The 17225-nt window shown below is 69.1% G+C and carries 10 protein-coding genes; 2 read left to right on the plus strand and 8 right to left on the minus strand.

Annotation, left to right across the window (positions count from 1 at the left end):
- Positions 1 to 126 precede the first annotated feature (126 nt).
- From ispH to dxs, 3 genes are read right to left on the minus strand one after another with little or no spacing between them, the layout of a single operon-like run.
- Positions 127 to 2109: a 4-hydroxy-3-methylbut-2-enyl diphosphate reductase gene (gene ispH / locus ACFU3E_RS32610; RefSeq protein ID WP_384166482.1), complete on the minus strand. Its 1983-nt coding sequence runs from the start codon at positions 2107 to 2109 to the stop codon at positions 127 to 129.
- A gap of 9 nt (positions 2110 to 2118) precedes the next feature.
- The gene (gene ispG / locus ACFU3E_RS32615; protein WP_384166485.1) at positions 2119 to 3276 is read right to left on the minus strand and encodes a flavodoxin-dependent (E)-4-hydroxy-3-methylbut-2-enyl-diphosphate synthase; all 1158 of its coding nucleotides are present in this window, start codon (positions 3274 to 3276) and stop codon (positions 2119 to 2121) included.
- Positions 3263 to 5224: a 1-deoxy-D-xylulose-5-phosphate synthase gene (dxs, locus tag ACFU3E_RS32620; RefSeq protein ID WP_384166488.1), complete on the minus strand. Its 1962-nt coding sequence runs from the start codon at positions 5222 to 5224 to the stop codon at positions 3263 to 3265. The genes ispG and dxs overlap by 14 nt, the downstream gene beginning before the upstream one ends.
- Before the next feature lie 1364 nt (positions 5225 to 6588).
- On the opposite strand from dxs, the gene ACFU3E_RS32625 reads away from it, so the two are divergent.
- Positions 6589 to 7902 carry a BTAD domain-containing putative transcriptional regulator gene (locus ACFU3E_RS32625; protein ID WP_384166491.1) on the plus strand — a complete coding sequence of 438 codons (1314 nt, stop codon included), beginning with the start codon at positions 6589 to 6591 and terminating at the stop codon, positions 7900 to 7902.
- Positions 7903 to 8002: 100 nt separating this feature from the next.
- On the opposite strand, the gene ACFU3E_RS32630 is transcribed toward ACFU3E_RS32625, so the two are convergent.
- From ACFU3E_RS32630 to ACFU3E_RS32650, 5 genes are all read right to left on the minus strand, one after another.
- A complete protein-coding gene (locus ACFU3E_RS32630; protein ID WP_384166494.1) occupies positions 8003 to 9586 on the minus strand; it encodes a prenyltransferase/squalene oxidase repeat-containing protein in 1584 nt (527 codons plus the stop codon).
- 877 nt (positions 9587 to 10463) lie between these two features.
- Positions 10464 to 10733 (minus strand): hypothetical protein, encoded by a 270-nt coding sequence (locus ACFU3E_RS32635; protein ID WP_384166497.1) that lies wholly within the window; start codon positions 10731 to 10733, stop codon positions 10464 to 10466.
- 67 nt (positions 10734 to 10800) lie between these two features.
- Complete coding sequence (gene nhaA / locus ACFU3E_RS32640; protein ID WP_384166500.1) at positions 10801 to 12114, minus strand: Na+/H+ antiporter NhaA; 1314 nt, start codon at positions 12112 to 12114, stop codon at positions 10801 to 10803.
- Between the two features lie 248 nt (positions 12115 to 12362).
- Positions 12363 to 13889 (minus strand): alanine/glycine:cation symporter family protein, encoded by a 1527-nt coding sequence (locus ACFU3E_RS32645; protein WP_384166503.1) that lies wholly within the window; start codon positions 13887 to 13889, stop codon positions 12363 to 12365.
- Between the two features lie 1236 nt (positions 13890 to 15125).
- A complete protein-coding gene (locus ACFU3E_RS32650; RefSeq protein WP_384166506.1) occupies positions 15126 to 16166 on the minus strand; it encodes a TerC family protein in 1041 nt (346 codons plus the stop codon).
- Positions 16167 to 16535: 369 nt separating this feature from the next.
- On the opposite strand from ACFU3E_RS32650, the gene ACFU3E_RS32655 reads away from it, so the two are divergent.
- Complete coding sequence (locus tag ACFU3E_RS32655; protein ID WP_384166509.1) at positions 16536 to 17132, plus strand: DM13 domain-containing protein; 597 nt, start codon at positions 16536 to 16538, stop codon at positions 17130 to 17132.
- Positions 17133 to 17225 lie beyond the last annotated feature (93 nt).

Below are 17225 nucleotides of genomic sequence, written 5' to 3' on the forward strand. Positions count from 1 at the left end.
CGAATGGACGTCGGGATCGTCGCGCCTTCCGCTTGCCGTCAGATTGGCGTCTGCTTGGCGATCGCGTGCGCCCGCACCAGCCGGGGCCGTGCGGCTCATGCCCCGACCGGCGTTCGCGCGGCGGCGTCAGCGGTCGCGGTAGGCCACCTGCTCCGCCATCTTGCCCAGGCGCTGCTGCCAGTCGTCCGCCAGCGGCGCCTTGTCGAGTGCCGTGCGGGCGGTGGTGACGAGCCGGTCGATCTGCTGCTCGACGTCCCGGCGCACGCCGGAGGCGAGCAACGCCTCGCGCAGCTCGGCCGCGTTCCAGTCGCCCTTCTTGCCGTCCGCCACCAGGCGGGCCACTCGGGGGTCCTTGGCGGCCGCCAGAGCCAGCAGCAGGGTCATCTTGTGTTCACTGACGTCCAGCCCGGCCGGCTTGCCGGTCGCCGCGGAATCACCGAACGCGTCGAGCAGGTCGTCGCGCAACTGGAACGCCTCGCCCGCTGCGACCCCGTACTCCTCGAACGGCTCCTGCAGTTCGGGGCGCCCGGCGATGGACGCGCCGAGGGCGAGTGGCCGGTGGATGGTGTAGCGGCCGGACTTGCAGACCGCGACCCAGCGGGCGAGGTCCGGGTCCGGCGACAGCTCGGCGGCGAGGGCGATGTCCAGCTGCTGGCCGATGATCATCTCAGTGACCAGGTCCGTCCAGATCTGCATCGCCGGGGCGGGCAGCCCGCTGGTGAGGCGGCCGGCGTAACTGAGCGCCAGGTCGCCGGCGAGGATGCCGACGCCCTCCCCGAACCGGCGGGGCTCGCCGACCCAGCCGCGCTCCGCATGGACACGGGCATGGTGGGCGTGCACGGTCGGCACTCCGCGCCGCGTGGGCGAGTTGTCCATGATGTCGTCGTGGATCAGGGCGAAGGCGTGCAGCAGTTCCAGCCCGGCTGCCGCGGCGACGACCGTGTCGTCGTCCGCCGAACCACCGGCCGCCAGATAGCCGCTGATGCAGAACGTCGGGCGCAGCCGCTTGCCGCCCGCGCCGACGAGTTCCGCTATCGCCTCGACCGGCACCGCCACGCGGGCATCGACGGCCGCCCAGCGCGAGACCTCGGCACTCAGCAGTTCCTGGATGCGGGCGTCGACCCGGGCGAGCAACTCGGCGCAGGCGTCGTCGCCGACTTCGGCGGGCCCCGTCCGCTCCAGCTCCGGCGGCGGCCTGAACACGACGTTCTCGGTGGCCGTCACCTCGGTTTCGATGTCGGTGAACCCCAGGGTCCCGAGCCGCTCGACGACCTGCTCCACCAGTACCTCGGGCACGCTCGCCCCGGCACTCAGCCCCACGGTGCGGACGTCCGTCAGCCAGGCGGTGTCCAGGTGGTCCACGTCGGGCAGCAGCCGGGCCGGAGCTCCGGCGGCCTGCGCGACCTCCACCATCCGGACCGAGTTGCTGGAGTTGGGCGACCCGACGATGAGCACGAGGTCGCTGCGCCCGGCGATCGCCTTCACCGCGTTCTGCCGGTTCTGGCTGGCGTAGCAGATGTCCTCGCTGCCCGGGCCGGTCATCCCGGGGAACCGCTCGCTGAGAATGGACACGATCTCGGCCGTGTCGTCCACCGACAGCGTGGTCTGGGTGAGATACGCGGCGGACGTTCCCGGCGGCAGGTCGAGCCGCCTGGCGTCCTCCGCGTTCTCCACGATGACCGTGCGGTCCGGCGCCTCCCCGTAGGTGCCCTCGACCTCCTCGTGATCGGCGTGGCCGATGAGGACCAGCGTCTGCTTGTCGCGGGCGAACCGGCGGGCCTCCTGGTGCACCTTGGCGACGAGCGGGCACGTCGCGTCGATGACCTTGAGGTCGCGCTGCTCGGCGTTGCTGCGTACCTGCGGGGACACGCCGTGCGCGGAGAAGATGCACACCGCCCCGTTGGGTACGTCGGTCTCCGACTCGACGAACCTGGCACCCAGCGCCTCGAGTCGGCGCACCACGTAGGCGTTGTGCACGATCTGCTTGCGTACGTACACCGGCGCGCCGTGTATTTCGAGCGCGCGTTCCACGATGTCAATGGCCCTGTGGACGCCGGCGCAGGAACCGCGCGGCTCGGCGAGCAGGATTCGGCGTGGGGTGGGCGGCATGTTTTCCCCTCAAGTCGCTCGGGACGGAACGCCATCGCCGCCGAGGGGGTCGATCCCCATCTCCTCAGCGATACGCATGGCCTCTTCGATCAGCGTTTCGACGATCTTCGATTCAGGTACGGTCTTGACGACCTCACCCCTGACGAAGATCTGGCCCTTGCCGTTGCCCGACGCCACACCCAGGTCGGCCTCACGGGCTTCCCCCGGCCCATTGACGACGCATCCCATGACTGCCACGCGCAGCGGCGCGGGAAAGCCGGACAGCGCAGCGTTGACCTCGTCGGCCAGCTTGTAGACGTCGACCTGAGCGCGACCGCAGGAGGGACAGGAGACGATCTCCAGACCCCGTTGGCGCAGGCCGAGCGACTCCAGGATCTGCAGGCCGACCTTCACCTCCTCCGCGGGCGGGGCGGAGAGCGAGACCCGGATGGTGTCGCCGATGCCCTCGCTCAGCAGGGCGCCGAAGGCGACGGCGGACTTGATGGTGCCCTGGAAGGCCGGGCCGGCCTCGGTGACGCCGAGGTGCAGCGGGTAGTCGCACCGCTCGGCGAGCAGCCGGTACGCCTTGACCATCACGACCGGGTCGTTGTGCTTCACCGAGATCTTGATGTCCCGGAAGTCGTACTCCTCGAACAGGGAGCACTCCCACAGCGCCGACTCGACCAACGCCTCCGGCGTGGCCTTGCCGTACTTCGCCAGCAGACGTCCGTCCAGGGACCCGGCGTTGACGCCGATCCTGATCGGCGTGCCGGCCGCGGAGGCCGCGGCCGCGATCTCCTTCACCCGGTCGTCGAACTGCTTGATGTTGCCCGGGTTGACGCGCACCGCCGCGCAGCCGGCGTCGATCGCCGCGAAGACGTACTTCGGCTGGAAGTGGATGTCGGCGATGACCGGGATCTGAGCCTTCTCGGCGATGATGGCCAGGGCGTCGGCGTCATCCTGCGTGGGCACCGCCACGCGGACCATCTGGCAGCCGGAGGCGGTGAGTTCGGCGATCTGCTGCAGCGTGGCGTTGACGTCGGAGGTCCGGGTGGTGGTCATCGACTGCACCGATACGGGATGGTCGCCGCCCACGCCCACCGATCCCACCCGCAGCGGACGGGACCGCCGCCGCTCGGCCAGCGGCTGCGGCGCGGACTGCGGCATTCCGAGCTCAACGTTCGGCACGAACCATGCTCCTCTCGGGCGGGGAGGCGGCCACGTGGCCGTCACCGGGGTCGTCGAGGGGGCTCTGAGCGAACAGCGTGATGTCGTCGGCCAGATCCCGCGCGGTCAGGCCGATGTCGGCCAGTATCTCGGACCGGCTCGCCTGCTCCAGGAACTCCTGCGGGATGCCGAAGGTCCGCACCGGCGTGGTGACGCCGGCATCGCGCAGGTACCTGGCCACCGCGTCGCCCACGCCACCCACACGCCCGTTGTCCTCGACGACCACGACCCGGCTGTGCGCGCGGGCCGCGCCGATGAGCGCGGGGTCCAGCGGTTTGACCCATCGGGGGTCGACGACGGTGACACCGACCCCCGAGGCCGCGATCAGAGGCGCGGCGTCCACGCAGACGCGGGCCATGGACCCGGCACCGACGAGGAGGACGTCCGCCGCTTCGCCGTCGACGGGGGACGGCCCCGTGAGCCGTGCGAGCACGTCCATGTCGCCGAGCTTGTCGACGACGTCGATGTCGTCGCCCACCGCTCCCTTGGGGAAACGGATCCCGGTGGGGCCGTCGCTCACGTCCAGGGCTTCGCGGAGCAGCTCACGGAGCCGCGCCCCGTCCCGCGGGGCCGCGAGCCGCAGACCCGGCACCAGCTGCAGGATCGACATGTCCCACATGCCGTTGTGGCTCGGCCCGTCGCTGCCCGTCACGCCTGCGCGGTCGAGGACGAAGGTGACGGGCAGCCGATGCAGCGCCACGTCCATCAGGACTTGGTCGAACGCCCGGTTGAGGAAGGTGGCGTACACCGCCATCACGGGGTGCAGACCCCCCATCGCCAGGCCCGCCGCGGACGTGGCGGCGTGCTGCTCCGCGATTCCGACGTCGAACAGCCGGTCCGGGTAGGCCTCGGCGAAGCCGGCGAGCCCGGTCGGGTGCAGCATGGCGGCGGTCAGCGCCACGACGTCGGACCGTTCGGCTCCGATCTTCACCATCTCCGAGCCGAACACATGGCTCCACGACGTGGTCGGGGCCGCCCGGGACCGGCCCGTCTCCGGATCGAAGGCACCGGGCCCGTGGAAGCAGTCCTCGGCGTCCCGTTCGGCCGGCGCGTAACCCTGGCCCTTCCTGGTGACACAGTGCACGATCACCGGGCGCCCGTATGCGCGAGCCGCGCGGAGAGCGTCCTCCAGGCTGTGCACGTCGTGGCCGTCGACGGGACCGACGTACTTGAGTCCGAGGTCCTCGAACATCGCCTGCGGGGCGAGGGCGTCCTTGAGTCCCTTCTTGAGGGCGTGCAGCGCCTCGTAGACGGCCGCGCCGGCCACGGGTGCCTGCGGCATCACCCGTTTCACCAGGCTCATCGCGTTCTCGTAGTCGGGGTCCAGCCGGAGCGACGCGAGGTGACTGGCGAAGCCGCCGATCGTGGGCGAGTAGGACCGTCCGTTGTCGTTCACGACGATCACCACGGGACGTTCCTCGCATGCGGCGATGTTGTTCAGCGCTTCCCACGCCATGCCGCCGGTCAGCGCGCCGTCACCGACGACGGCGACCACGCACCCATCGAGGTCGAGCAGTTGACGCGCCTTCGCGAGCCCATCGGCGTAAGAAAGCGCGGTCGAGGCGTGGGAGTTCTCGATGAAGTCGTGCTCGGACTCGGCCCTGCTCGGATATCCGGACAGGCCACCGCGCTGGCGCAGCCGGCCGAAGCCCGCGCGACGCCCGGTCAGCAGCTTGTGGACGTAGGTCTGGTGACCGGTGTCGAAGAGCAGCTGGTCCCGAGGGGACTCGAATACACGATGCAGCGCGATGGTCAGCTCGACGACTCCCAGGTTCGGCCCGATATGTCCGCCTGTCTTGGAGACTGCGCTCACCAAGAAGTCACGGATTTCGGACGCGAGGTCCGGCAACTGCGAGGGGGCCAGCGATCGTAGGTCTTCCGGACTGTGGATCTTCTCTAGCAATTCCATGCGGATGCGGCTCTTCCGTGAGGCTTCCCGAGCTACGGCGACCACCATCGGCTGACGGGCTTGCCTGGGACTGATGAGCGGGTTGGTGCCGGCTTGGCGTCGAGCCGGCACCGACCCGGCGCACGGTCGCGCCGAGCCGTTCCGCTTGAAAGCGGGCGTACTCTTCTGAACCCGTTGTTCCGGTCACTGCCGTGATTCTCGTCGTTCCCTTGAGATCGCCGTTCTCCCGGTGAGGCCGAGAGGCCGGCCAAGGCGGAGGATCTTGGTTTTGGTGAACACGAAATCATTCCGCTTGTGCTCTTGGCGCCGACCGGTGCGGTCACGGCGTACGGGGGAGTTCACCGTGCGGTACCGGCTCGCCCCCTCGCGCATGCCACGGCAGCCAGAGGAACAACCCCCTTGACTAGTGCCGCCCATCTCGGTGAACCTCTCCTTCGAGTGGGTTCGCCGACGTTCCGCAGACGGGGGAAACGGCGGATTCACGCCAAAGGGGGAATTGTGGTCACGGGCCAGGTAGGCCGAGCTGCGCCGTGTCGAAAAGCGAGCGGAAGGGTGAGAGAGGGGCCGGGAGAAACTGGCTTCGGGCAACTATCATGCGCTGCCTGCCGTACGGGCCGAAAGTGGCGTGCTCAATCCGTCGAATCCGTCCCCGCTGTGACCCGACCGCAACTGGGGTGCGGGACCGGGGGGATGCGCGCGATACAGAAGGCGCTCGAGTGCGCTGATACCGACTCGACGAACGCTGCTGCTGCTGCCGCCGCGATGCGATCCGCCCTGCGCACGGTCTCGGCTTCCCTGACCGGCCTCGTTGCCGGAGAACGCCGAGTCGAGGTTGCGGTCCCGGACGTCCAGGAACCTCCTCGCTGCCTGTTCCGGAATGTCGAGTGGCTGATCTGCCGCCCTGCCGCAGGCGAGTTGGCGGACGAGGCCCGGGACCTGGTGAGGACAGCGCGCGCCGTCGCCCATCCGGACGACACGCGGCGACGTCGCACCGGATCCCACGCCGGCCACTCGGTCAGACAGGCTCGCGTGTCGCCGGACGCCCTCGACACCGGGATCAGGACGAGGCGGTTCCGCGGCAGACGTGACCATCTGCGGTGAGGTAATAAGCGCCCACGAGTTCACCTCTCTCACGCCGACCGGACTCGCTGCCGGGCGACTTCGTGTCCGCCGCAGGCGGGGCTGCGTCCTCTCGCGCCCCTTCAGTGGCGACGGCAGCTGCCGTGCCTCCGGCGCCCCGGGCATGTCGTACGGGTCCTGGCGCCGTTGTCCGGCACTCCCAGCAGCCTTCGGTTTACCGGGCCGCGCAATTCAGGACGCGGGGTGCCCCGGTCGTCGAGTCCGCGTTCGCCCCTGACTTGTCCATGACCTCCGAGCACGTTTCGTTGACACCAGATTTTCCGCTTCTGCACTCCGGTGGTTCCGCTGCCTCGCAGCGGTTCGACCCCAATGTCGCGCACCCGGCCGTCTCACGTCCAGGTGTCGAATGGACTTTTTCCCTGAACAAGGAAAAGAAAATGCAGAGGAGTTCAGAGATGACGAACGAAGATGCCGGTTGCGACACGATGGTCGCCGAGCCTGTGGCCGTCGACAGTCGTCGGACGTACTTCCTTCCCAGGCCACGGCCGGGAGACGGTATCGGTGATGCGCGGCGCGTCACCGAACTGAAGTGCAAAGTAGCCGAACTGGAGAGCGAATTACAGGATCTCCGGCGCACGAATGACACGCTCAAGATGCATGTGGCGAAGGCTCTTGGGCTCCATCTTGATTCTCCGATCCCCGATGCCGGCTTCGAAAGGACCGGTGGCAGGAAAAGCACGAATGCTGTTGCGGTCTCCCGGTCCATAGGGCCGGGTGCTGTCCGAGGGGCCGAGGCACAGGTCCCGAAACCGGCGGAGACGCCGCCGGCCGGGGTGGAGTTCCGGGTGCTCGGTCCGGTGGAGGCGGCTGTCGCCGGCCGACGGATTGATCTGGGGGCACCCAAGCAGCGTGCGGTGCTTGCGCTGTTGGTCAGCCAGGTGGGTCAGCCGGTGTCGGTCGATGTGCTGCTGGAGGAGTTGTGGGACGGGCGTCCGCCGCCCTCGGCGATCACCTCGCTGCACGCGTATGTAGCCAACTTGCGGAGGGCGTTGGAACCGGACCGCGCGCCACGGAAGCCGGCGACGGTGCTGCGCACGCGCGGCCGTGCCTATCTGCTGGACAGTCGCGCCGTCGAGGTGGATGTCCATCGTTTCGGTGAGCGCGCCATGGCCGGCTGGCGGGCACTGGACCAGAGCGATCCGCAGCGGGCGCTGCGTGAGTTCGATGCGGGACTGGCACTGTGGCGCGGGCAGGCCTATGCGGAAGTGGCCGATGCGACTCATGTGGCGCCGGAGGTCGTGCGGCTGCAGGAGCTGCGGCTGTGGGCGATCGAGGGGCGCTGCGCGACCTTGATAGCCATGGGGGCGCACGAGATAGCGGTGTCCGAATTAGCGGCCTTCACACAGGCCCATCCGCTCCGTGAATACGGCTGCGAGCTCTTCAGTCTGGCGTTGTACCGGGCAGGACGGCAGGCCGACGCGTTGGCGATGCTGCGAGCCCATCAGAAGCGGATGGCAGAGGAGTTGGGGATCGACCCCAGCCCGGCGCTCCAGCATCTCGAGCGGGAGATCCTGCACCAGGCCCCGAGCCTGGACTGAGGCCGACCGACTCGCCGGCCGCGAGCCTCGCGCTTCCCGCCTCCCCGGACGGTGGAGCGCGCCCGGGCCCCGAGCACCTTGTCCTGCCCGGCCGTCTACGTCACGCCACGCCCTGGAGCGGGGACGCCGTGCGCTGAACCCGGGAACGAACGTGGCCGAACGCGAGGAGCACGGAAATGTCGGTGAGGACGGGCAAGTGGTACGGGAACGGGCGGGGGCCGACCATGTCGGGCGGGCCACCGTACCCCCCGTCCGCGTTCTGGTTCGCGAGCAGCCAGGACATGGCCCGCCCGACAGGCCGGACCTCGGCCCCATAGCACAGCGTGATCAGCGCGTAGGCGGTGCTGATGGCGTTGCTGGGATCACCGGGCTGCATTCCCCAGCCACCATCGGGGTTCTGCGTCTCGTACACGGAGCGCTCGATCCGCTCGGCCATGGCGGCCGTACGGCGGTCGTGCGGGTCAGCGGTGCATGCGGCGAGACGCGCCCGGAACATCGTGTGCAGGCGACTGCGGCTCCACCCCGGCTCGAAACCGCCGTCGGACAATTGACTGTCGGCGAGGAACGCCAAGGCGCGTTCCCGCGCGGGTGCGGTGGAGGGGTGCGGCGCGAGCGCATTGATGGCCGCGGCCGTCATGCACGGCTCGGAGGAGGCACCGGCGACATAGGTGGGGAACCCGCCGTCGGAGCCCTGCACGGCCAGCAGCGCGTCCACTCCGCGTCGCACGGGGCCTGCGTGGGAGACCGGATCGATCTCCTGCAGGAACTCGAGGACGCACGAGGTGCAGTCGACATCGTTCTGCGCCACACCGGGACCGATGGACCAGCCGCCGCTGAGTGCCGCACCGCGGGACAGGGAAAGGGAGAGAGAGTGCCCCGAATCGTCGACCCGGTGGGCGGCGAGCTTCCCCGCCATCGACTGCAGCAGGGCCGGTGGGGCACCGGCGGCCGCGAACGCTATCGCGGCGGTCGACGTGCACCAGTTCTGCATCTCCAGCACGAACGGGAAACCGCCATCGTCGCGCTGGTGCCGCAACAGTGTTTCCAGGCCGCTGCGCACCGTCGCCTCCTGCCCGGGCACACCGGCGAGCGCGTGCAGCGACAGCAGGTGCAGCAGCACGTACCCCTCCCACACTCTCGTCGCCGGGCGCGTGGCCGTCAGCGTGCTCAGCGCGGCGGCGGTGGCCTCGTTGCTGACTCCTGCGGCGGAGGCGAGGATCAGTGTCACGGCGGCCTGCTGGACGGCGGCCCAGGAGTGGATGGGATCGGTGGGGGCCTCTTCATCGGCCGCCGGCACGAGGCCGGGCGGCAACGGGCAGCCGAGCACCGACAGCACGGCGTAGAGCATCCTGCGGCGCCGGGCGGAGATGAACTCCGGTGCCGCGCCGAGCAGGGCATCGGTCAGCTTGTCGATGAGGTCGGTGTCATCGGCGGGAGTCCGGCCGGCGGCCCGTCCGACGGCGAGCGTGGCGAGGACGCGGTCGAACTCCCGCGGGGTGTCGAGGTGCGTCTGGAGGAAGGTGAGCACGCTGTCCCGCGCGGGTGAGGCCAGGCCGGTACGGGTCATCAGCGTCAGCGCGAGCGCCGACTCCAGAACCCGGCTCTCGCATTCCTCGCGTATCGCGCCGTCGGGATCGACCCTGCTGCTGACATGTGCGACCAGCGCGGAAGTGGTCTGGCGCACCTGATCCGGGTCGACTTCCGAGGGCCACGGCAACGGGGCCGAACGCGGTGAATTCGGTGGCCTCATGTCATGCTCCTATCTCGATGCCTGGTGTGGGTGAGGGGCCCGAGGACGGCATTGCGTGACCGCGGAAAGCCGAGCGCCGAAACCTGCGACATACCGCTGCATGCCGTGACCATCCGCTTTCGAGGGGAATGGCAAGAAACCAGAGTCAATGCCGTAACAGGTCAAGCCGCTCGACATGGTTGGCGCATACGGATCGGAGCTCGCGCCGATTCCACCCGGTCGGGCCCAGCCGCCACACTCGTCGTGGTGTCCTCGTCCTGGCGCTCCATACGAGCAAGGTTCGGCGACGGAGCTTGGTCGGCACTGTTCCGCGACTTGGCGCCGACTTGGCTCCTCGATGTGCCGAACTCGACGTGCCGAATCGATGTCCCGAATGCGATAAGTGGAATTGCGCCCCAGCGCCGTGGAAGCACCGGCGTGGACCGGGCGAGGCTCATCGGCAATTGGCGCGGATCAGGGGACTGTAAAGCGAGTGGTGCACCTGGGGCCGATGCGGCCGGGAGCTCGTGACGCGATCATGAGGCGGCCGGCCGCGCTCAGTCACGCCGGCAGGATCCGGGGCCGCCTGCCGTGGGACGGCTGCCGGCCGGGGAGATCTCCCACGCGCTGCAGCGTCCGGCGCGGGACCGCTGCACCCGGTTTCTCTCCGGAGCACCCGAAGAGGGCGTGGGGACGACACACGTCGTCCGGCGACGGCGCCCAGAGGGGCCGGGCGGCCGGGCGAGGAGATCTTCGCCGCGCCGGAGGAACAGACCGTCACCGTCCCGGCACGGACGTACGTTCGTTCGCGCCGAACAAACCCACAGAGGCGCTACGGCCCGTTCCGCGGCCGCCCCACGAGACAGGCAACGAGCGCGCCGGCCAGCACTGCCCAGGCCAAGGCCGCCGTCCCGGCGTGTGACCAGCCCGTCACGGCTACGGCCACCGCCGCCAGCACCCCGGCGACCACGGCAGGGCCGTCGGTCGCGTACGCCCACTGCTGCCGGGCGCTGCCTGGTCGGCGCAGCTCACCGATCACGGTCCTGATCACCAGCGCGGCGACCACGATCACCACGGGGAGCAGGGACCGGGAGCCGTTCACGGGGCAGCGGCCCGACGCCGGGGGCAGCGATCAGCGAGAGCCCGGGCACGCATGGCCACCGTCCCCGTCAACTGTCGCCTGCGGCACCGCGTTCAGGGACGGCCCGCTGATAGATGTCGGGGATGCCGTCGGCGTCCTCGTCCCGCGTCTCCTCTTCCCACAGACGTCGGTAGATCCGGTTGCGGCGCTTGACCAGTAGTGCCGCCAGAACCGCGGCGATCAGCGAGCCCAGCAGCACGGCGGCCTTGATGTGCTCGGCATCGGCCGGGTCGGGGAAGGCCAGCTCGCCGATGAGGAGGGCAACGGTGAATCCGATCCCGGCGAGCACCGCCAGGGCGAACACATCGGCCCAGGCCAGGTCGGGGTTGAGGCGGGCCCGGGTGAACCGGACGGCGAGGTAGGTGCCGGCGAAGATGCCCAGGGCCTTGCCGAGGACCAGGCCCAGCACCACCCCCAGCGGCTCAGGCTGAGTGAATATCTCACCCATCGACCCGGTGGAGACCGCAACACCTGCGGCGAAGAGAGCGAACAGCGGTACGGCCACTCCTGCCGAGACCGGGTGCAGCAGGTGGGAGGTCCGCTCGGCCGGGGAGGCGTCTTCGCCCTTGTCGCGAGTGGTGCGCAGGATGAGGCCCATGGCCACGCCGGCGACGGTGGCGTGGACGCCTCCGTTGTACATCAGGGCCCAGATGGTGATGCCGAGCGGTACGTACCACCACCAGCCGCGCACGCGGTACCGCTGGAGCACGTAGAAGACGACCAGTCCGGCGACGGCGCCGGCCAGGGCGGCAAGATTCAGATCACTGGTGAAGAAGACCGCGATGACAAGGATCGCACCGAGGTCGTCGACGACGGCGAGGGTGAGCAGGAAGGCGCGGAGGGCGGACGGCAGGTGGGTGCTGAGGACGGCCAGGACCGCGAGGGCGAAGGCGATGTCGGTGGCCATGGGCACGGCCCACCCGTCCAGGCTGCCCCCGCCGACGGCGGCCGTAACCGCGTACACGGCGGCCGGCACCACCATGCCGCACAGCGCGGCGACGACCGGCAGCGCGGCCGTGGCGGGCGTACGCAGCGAACCCACTACGAGCTCGCGTTTCAGCTCGATGCCCGCGACCAGGAAGAAGATGCTGAGCAACCCGTCGGCGGTCCAGTGCTGCACCGACAGGTCGAGTCCGAGCGCACCGATGCCGAAGTGGAAGTCGCGGATCTCCTCGTAGGCTCCGCTCCACGGGGTGTTGGCCCACACCAGCGCCACCAAGGCCGCTGCCAGCAGGACCAGTCCGCCGACGGTTTCCGTCCGCAGGGCCTGGGCCACCGCCGACCGCTCCGGCCACGGCAGGAGGCCGAGGAAGGTGGAACGCTCGCGCGGCTCAGCAGCCATCAGAAGAGACCTCCGGGGTATCGGCATGAGGGCACGGCCCCCTACGACGCCGACCAGACTTCCCGGCACACCCTGCGCGCGGCACCCCGCTTCGGGTGGACCGCTGACGCGTTCCGAACACCCTAACCGCCGGGTCGTGATCACGCCAGATGCGTTTTCACCTGCCCCGATGCAAACAAAAACGGGTCCGTACACACCTGGATGCGAGGTGTGTACGGACCCGATGAGGAGCCGGGCCGCGGGGGCGGTCAGGCGGTGGTCTTCGCCGACTCCTGGTCGTCGGTGATCTCGCCGGCCTTGCGGGCGCGGACGAACTCCAGGAAGGAGTTGAGCTCGCGCTTGACGACAGGGGCGAGCAGATACAGACCGATGATGTTGAAGACCGACAGCAGGAAGAGCGCGGAGTCGGCGAGGCTGATCAGCGAGTCGAGGGACATCAGGGCGCCCACGATCACGAACAGGCTCCAGATGACCTTGAAGGCGATCTCGCTGGCCTTGCTCTTGCCGAACAGGTACGACCAGGCCTTGAGGCCGTAATAGCCCCAGGTCAGGATCGTGGAGAAGGCGAACAGCAGCACCGCGACGGTGAGCACGGCCGGGAACCAGGGCAGTACGGTCTCGAAGGCGTCGGAGGTGATGGTGACGCCGCCGATGCTCTCGCCGGCGCGGGCCTCGCCCCAGCTCGCCGGGTCGGCGATGACGATGGTCAGCGCGGTCATGGTGCAGATGACGACGGTGTCGATGAACGGCTCCAGCAGGGCGACCAGACCCTCGCTCGCCGGGTGCTTGGTCTTGACCGCGGAGTGGGCGATCGGGGCGGAGCCGAGACCGGCCTCGTTGGAGAACGCGGCGCGCTGGAAACCGATGATCAGGGCACCGATCACACCGCCGGCGACGCCGTCGGCCTCGAAGGCGCCCTGCAGGATGGTCTGGAAGGCGTCCGGCACGTGGGTGACGTTGCCCAGGATGACGACCAGGCAGGCCACGATGTAGATGCCGGCCATCGCGGGGACCAGCCGGCTGGTGACCGAGGCGATGGAGCGGATGCCGCCGAGCAGCACGAGACCGACCAGCGCGGAGACGACCAGGCCGAAGAGGACGGCACCGGCGGAGGAGGCCAGGAAGCCGTCCTCGCCTCCGAAGGTCGAGGAGATCTGCGCGTAGCTCTGGTTGGTCTGGAACAGGTTGCCACCGAACAGTCCGAAGAACAGGATCATGATCGAGGCGAGGACGGCGAGCACCTTGCCGAGCTTGGCGCCGGCGCTGCCGAAGCGCTCCTTGAGGCCCTTGGGCAGGTAGTGCATCGGACCGCCGGAGACCGTGCCGTCGGCGTGCACCTCGCGGTACTTCACGCCGAGGGTGACCTCGACGAACTTGGACGCCATGCCGAGCAGACCGCACAGGATCATCCAGAACGTCGCGCCCGGACCACCGATGGAGACGGCGACGGCCACACCGGCGATGTTCCCGAGGCCGACCGTGCCGGAGACGGCGGCGGTCAGCGCCTGGAAGTGGTTGACCTCACCGGCCGACCCCTCCTCGTCGTACTTCCCGCGCACCACATCGACGGCGAGTTTGAACTTGCGGAGCTGTACGAACCCGAACCAGCCGGTGAAGACCAGGCCGGCGACGACGAGCCAGGCGACGATGAGAGGAAGGTCCGTTCCACCGACCGGAACGGAGTAGAAGACGACTTCCCCCAGCCAGGTGGCGATGGGTTCGAAGAACTCGCTTACGGCTTTGTCGACGGAGTCGGTCATGGAGTCGAGTGACACAGTGGCTACCTCGATGGTGCGGGACCGGGGCAGGGGAATGCCTCCGGCTTGCGTGCGGTCTCTGAACGAACCTCGTTGTCCGATCGGCGACCCTGGGTTGGCGGTCCGCGGATGCGAACCGTGAACACCCTGGCCGTGATGCCGGTGCATGCCGACCGCTCCGCGCTGTGGCGTTGAGCGGTGCCACCTGCGGAGTTGCGCAGTTCTACCACGGTCTTTACTCAGCTCTTAGTGATGAGAGTCACATAACCATCAGTTACTTCCGAAAATGCCAGCGAGCGATATCGGACCGTTATGCGGAGGTTCGGATCCGTTCATCGGACACCTATGTGACGGTGGCGGCGCCGGGGCCGGGCTGTCGCTCGTCGGCGTTCCCTGCGGGGTGCCCGGGCCGGGCACGGTGGGTCATCACAGCCGCACCGGCTGTGGTGGGGGCCCCTCTGTCATCGCCGCCCGCAGCAGTCGCTGTGCTCTTCGGGTGCCCCGTCGCGCTGCGCCGCCTGCTCCCTCTCCGAGCGGTCCGCTTCGGGTGGACGCCATGGCCGGCGGAGGTGCCTGCGTCGTCTCGGTGGTGACGGGTTCGGGCGGGAGGATCCGTATCGACGGCCGACGTCTGGGAGATCAGCGGCGCCACCGTGCTCGTCCACACCCCGGCCCCACTCCGGTCGCCGATGGGTGCGGAGAAGGCTGGGAGTCATCGCGTGGAGATCGTCGAGGAGACGTCGCAGGTGTGCCGCCCGGCACCGGTGCGCGGGTCCGCGGTTGCGTAGACGAAGACCTCGTAGTCGCGCGTGCCATGGGTGATCCGTGGTGCGCGACGATCGCGGCCCGCGGCACAGGGACCGGCCGGACACGTCCTGGCGGGTGACGTCCGGAGTCGGCCTCTTCCCCGGAGGCCTGTCGCGACGGCGGGAACGATGCCGACGGCGATCCGCGCACCCGGGTGACCTGCTAGATGCCTTCCCAGTCCGTCGGCTTGAAGCGTCTGCCGCCGTGTGCCGAGTCGATCGGCGCCTGTTCGGGCTCGTATTCCGGACACAGTGGGTTGCGGCAGGGGCCTGCGGTCCAGACGGGAACGAAGACGCCCATGGTCTTGTGTCGTTTCACGACGGCGTCTACGTGCTGTTTGCAGGAGCGGCAGACCATTCCGGACGACGTGGTTTCCTTTTTCTTCCTACTTGAACCCATACCCTCACTTTACGACTTCTTTAGCCGTTCTTGGTAGTTGCTTGGACCTCAGGAATCGGGTGGCCCGGACGTGCCGTGCGGATTGGCCCGCGGTGGATCCCCGTCGGCTGCGGGGGAGACGTCGTCCCCGGCCCCAGGGGCGGGAGCGGGGCCGGACGGCAAAGGCCGGGCCATGCTCAGCCCGACGGAAACGGCGAGTACGACCACGATGACGGCCAGGCTGAGGAGTGAGGGAATCTCTGGAACGGCGGTACTGATCGTCTTGTGGGACGCCTGAAGGATGAGCTTGACCCCGATGAAGGCGAGGATGAGCGCCAGGCCCTTGCTGAGGTAGTGGAAGCGGTCGAGCAGCCCGGCGAGCATGAAGTACAGAGCGCGCAGTCCGAGGATGGCGAAGGCGTTGCTGGTGTAGACGATGAAGGCGTCGCTGCTGACGGCCAGGACGGCCGGCACACTGTCGACCGCGAAGACGATGTCGGCGGCTTCGATGGCGGCGACGACGGCGAGCAGCGGTGTGGCGACGCGTCTCCCGGCTTCCTTGACGAAGAACCGGGCCCCCGCGTACTCGTCCCGTACCGGGATGATCTTGCGCAGCAGCTTCACGGCGATGCTCTTGCCGGGGTCGAAGCTGTCCTCCTCCTCCTTGAGGATCTTGTACGTGCTGTAGAAGAGGATCGCGGCGAAGACGAACAGGACGGCGGTGAAGCGGCTGACCACCGCCACACCTGCGGCGAGGAAGATGCCGCGGAAGACCAGGGCGCCGAGGACGCCGAGAAACAGCACACGGTGCTGGTATGCGCGCGGCACCTTGAAGTAGCCGAAGATCAGGGCGAAGACGAAGAGGTTGTCGACCGACAGGCTCTTCTCCAGAAGCCACGCGGTCGTGTACTCGACTCCGGCCGACGTGCCGACCACGGCGAAGACCACGCCACCGAAGATGATCGCCAACCCCACCCAGACACCGCTCCAGGCGGCGGCCTCCCGGAAGCCGATGATGTGTTCCTGCCGGTGTGCGAGAAGATCGACTGCCAACGACACCAGTACGGTGACGGCGAACGCCACCCACATCCACAGCGGCACGTCATGCACGGGCCCGACCCCTCCACGCGACCGTCCGGCAGTCTTCTTACGAGTTTGGGGCACGCGACAGAGGTTGTCTCCCCGGTCCGCTGCCGGGGTCGGCGGGGTCGTGGCTCGTGAGGTGCCGGACGCCCTGGGTCCACGCGGCGTCATGACGCCCGTCCATGGCGTGGTCGGCCAAGGCGGCCGGGGGGAGACGGGCCGACCGCCGGCTCGGCTTCCGGCGGTATCGCGAAGGCGATGCCCGGTATCCGCTGCCGGTCGCCCCGATGCTGGGCGACGACGTAAGGGTTCCGTCATCTGCTGTGGGCCACAGGACGGCCGCCCGGTGCGTTGAATGGGGTAGCGACAGGCAGACACCCAAGAAGCGAGGCGGAGATGGAGCGCGTGCAGAAGGTACTGACCAGACCGTTGGTCATCGGAGTGCTGGTGATAGCGGTGGTCGGAGCGGGATTCGGGCTGTACTGGTTCCAGCCGTGGAAACTGTGGCAGGACGAAACGGTCGAAGAGGCCCTGCCCCAGGCTGTGCAGGCCTCGGCCCCTCCCGCGGCGGAGCCCTCCCAGGAGCCCTCCGCGCCCTCCGCGCCCTCCGCGCCCTCCGCGCCCTCCGCGCCGACCGGACCACAGACACTGGCGAGCGGCGAACTCATCAGTCACGAGCACGCGACGTCCGGCACGGTGAAACTGGTACGGCTGACCGACGGCTCCCACGTCGTCCGGCTGGAGAACCTCGACACCAGCAACGGTCCTGACCTGCGTGTGTGGCTGACCGACGCAGCGGTGACGGAGGGACGCGCCGGCTGGCACGTCTTCGACGACGGGAAGTACGTCAGCCTCGGCAAGCTCAAGGGCAACAAGGGCAGCCAGAACTACGCCCTGCCCGACGACATCGACCCCGCCGGCTTCACCAGCGTCAGCATCTGGTGCGACCGTTTCGACGTGTCCTTCGGCGCCGCCGAACTCGCCCGAGCCTGACACCGGGACCCGGCCTCGCCGGAGCCCACGGGTCAGGACGACCAGACCGGCTCCGGGACGGCAGCGGGCCGCCGCCCAAGACGGGTGGCGGCC

Source organism: Streptomyces sp. NPDC057424, assembly GCF_042803315.1.
Lineage (GTDB): Bacteria > Actinomycetota > Actinomycetes > Streptomycetales > Streptomycetaceae > Streptomyces.

Coding starts and splice junctions, on each gene's coding strand:
- ispH (WP_384166482.1), bottom strand. CDS start 2,109: ATGCCGCCCACCCCACGCCGAATCCTGCTCGCCGAGCCGCGCGGTTCC.
- dxs (WP_384166488.1), bottom strand. CDS start 5,224: ATGGAATTGCTAGAGAAGATCCACAGTCCGGAAGACCTACGATCGCTG.
- ACFU3E_RS32625 (WP_384166491.1), top strand. CDS start 6,589: ATGACCTCCGAGCACGTTTCGTTGACACCAGATTTTCCGCTTCTGCAC.
- nhaA (WP_384166500.1), bottom strand. CDS start 12,114: ATGGCTGCTGAGCCGCGCGAGCGTTCCACCTTCCTCGGCCTCCTGCCG.
- ACFU3E_RS32655 (WP_384166509.1), top strand. CDS start 16,536: ATGGAGCGCGTGCAGAAGGTACTGACCAGACCGTTGGTCATCGGAGTG.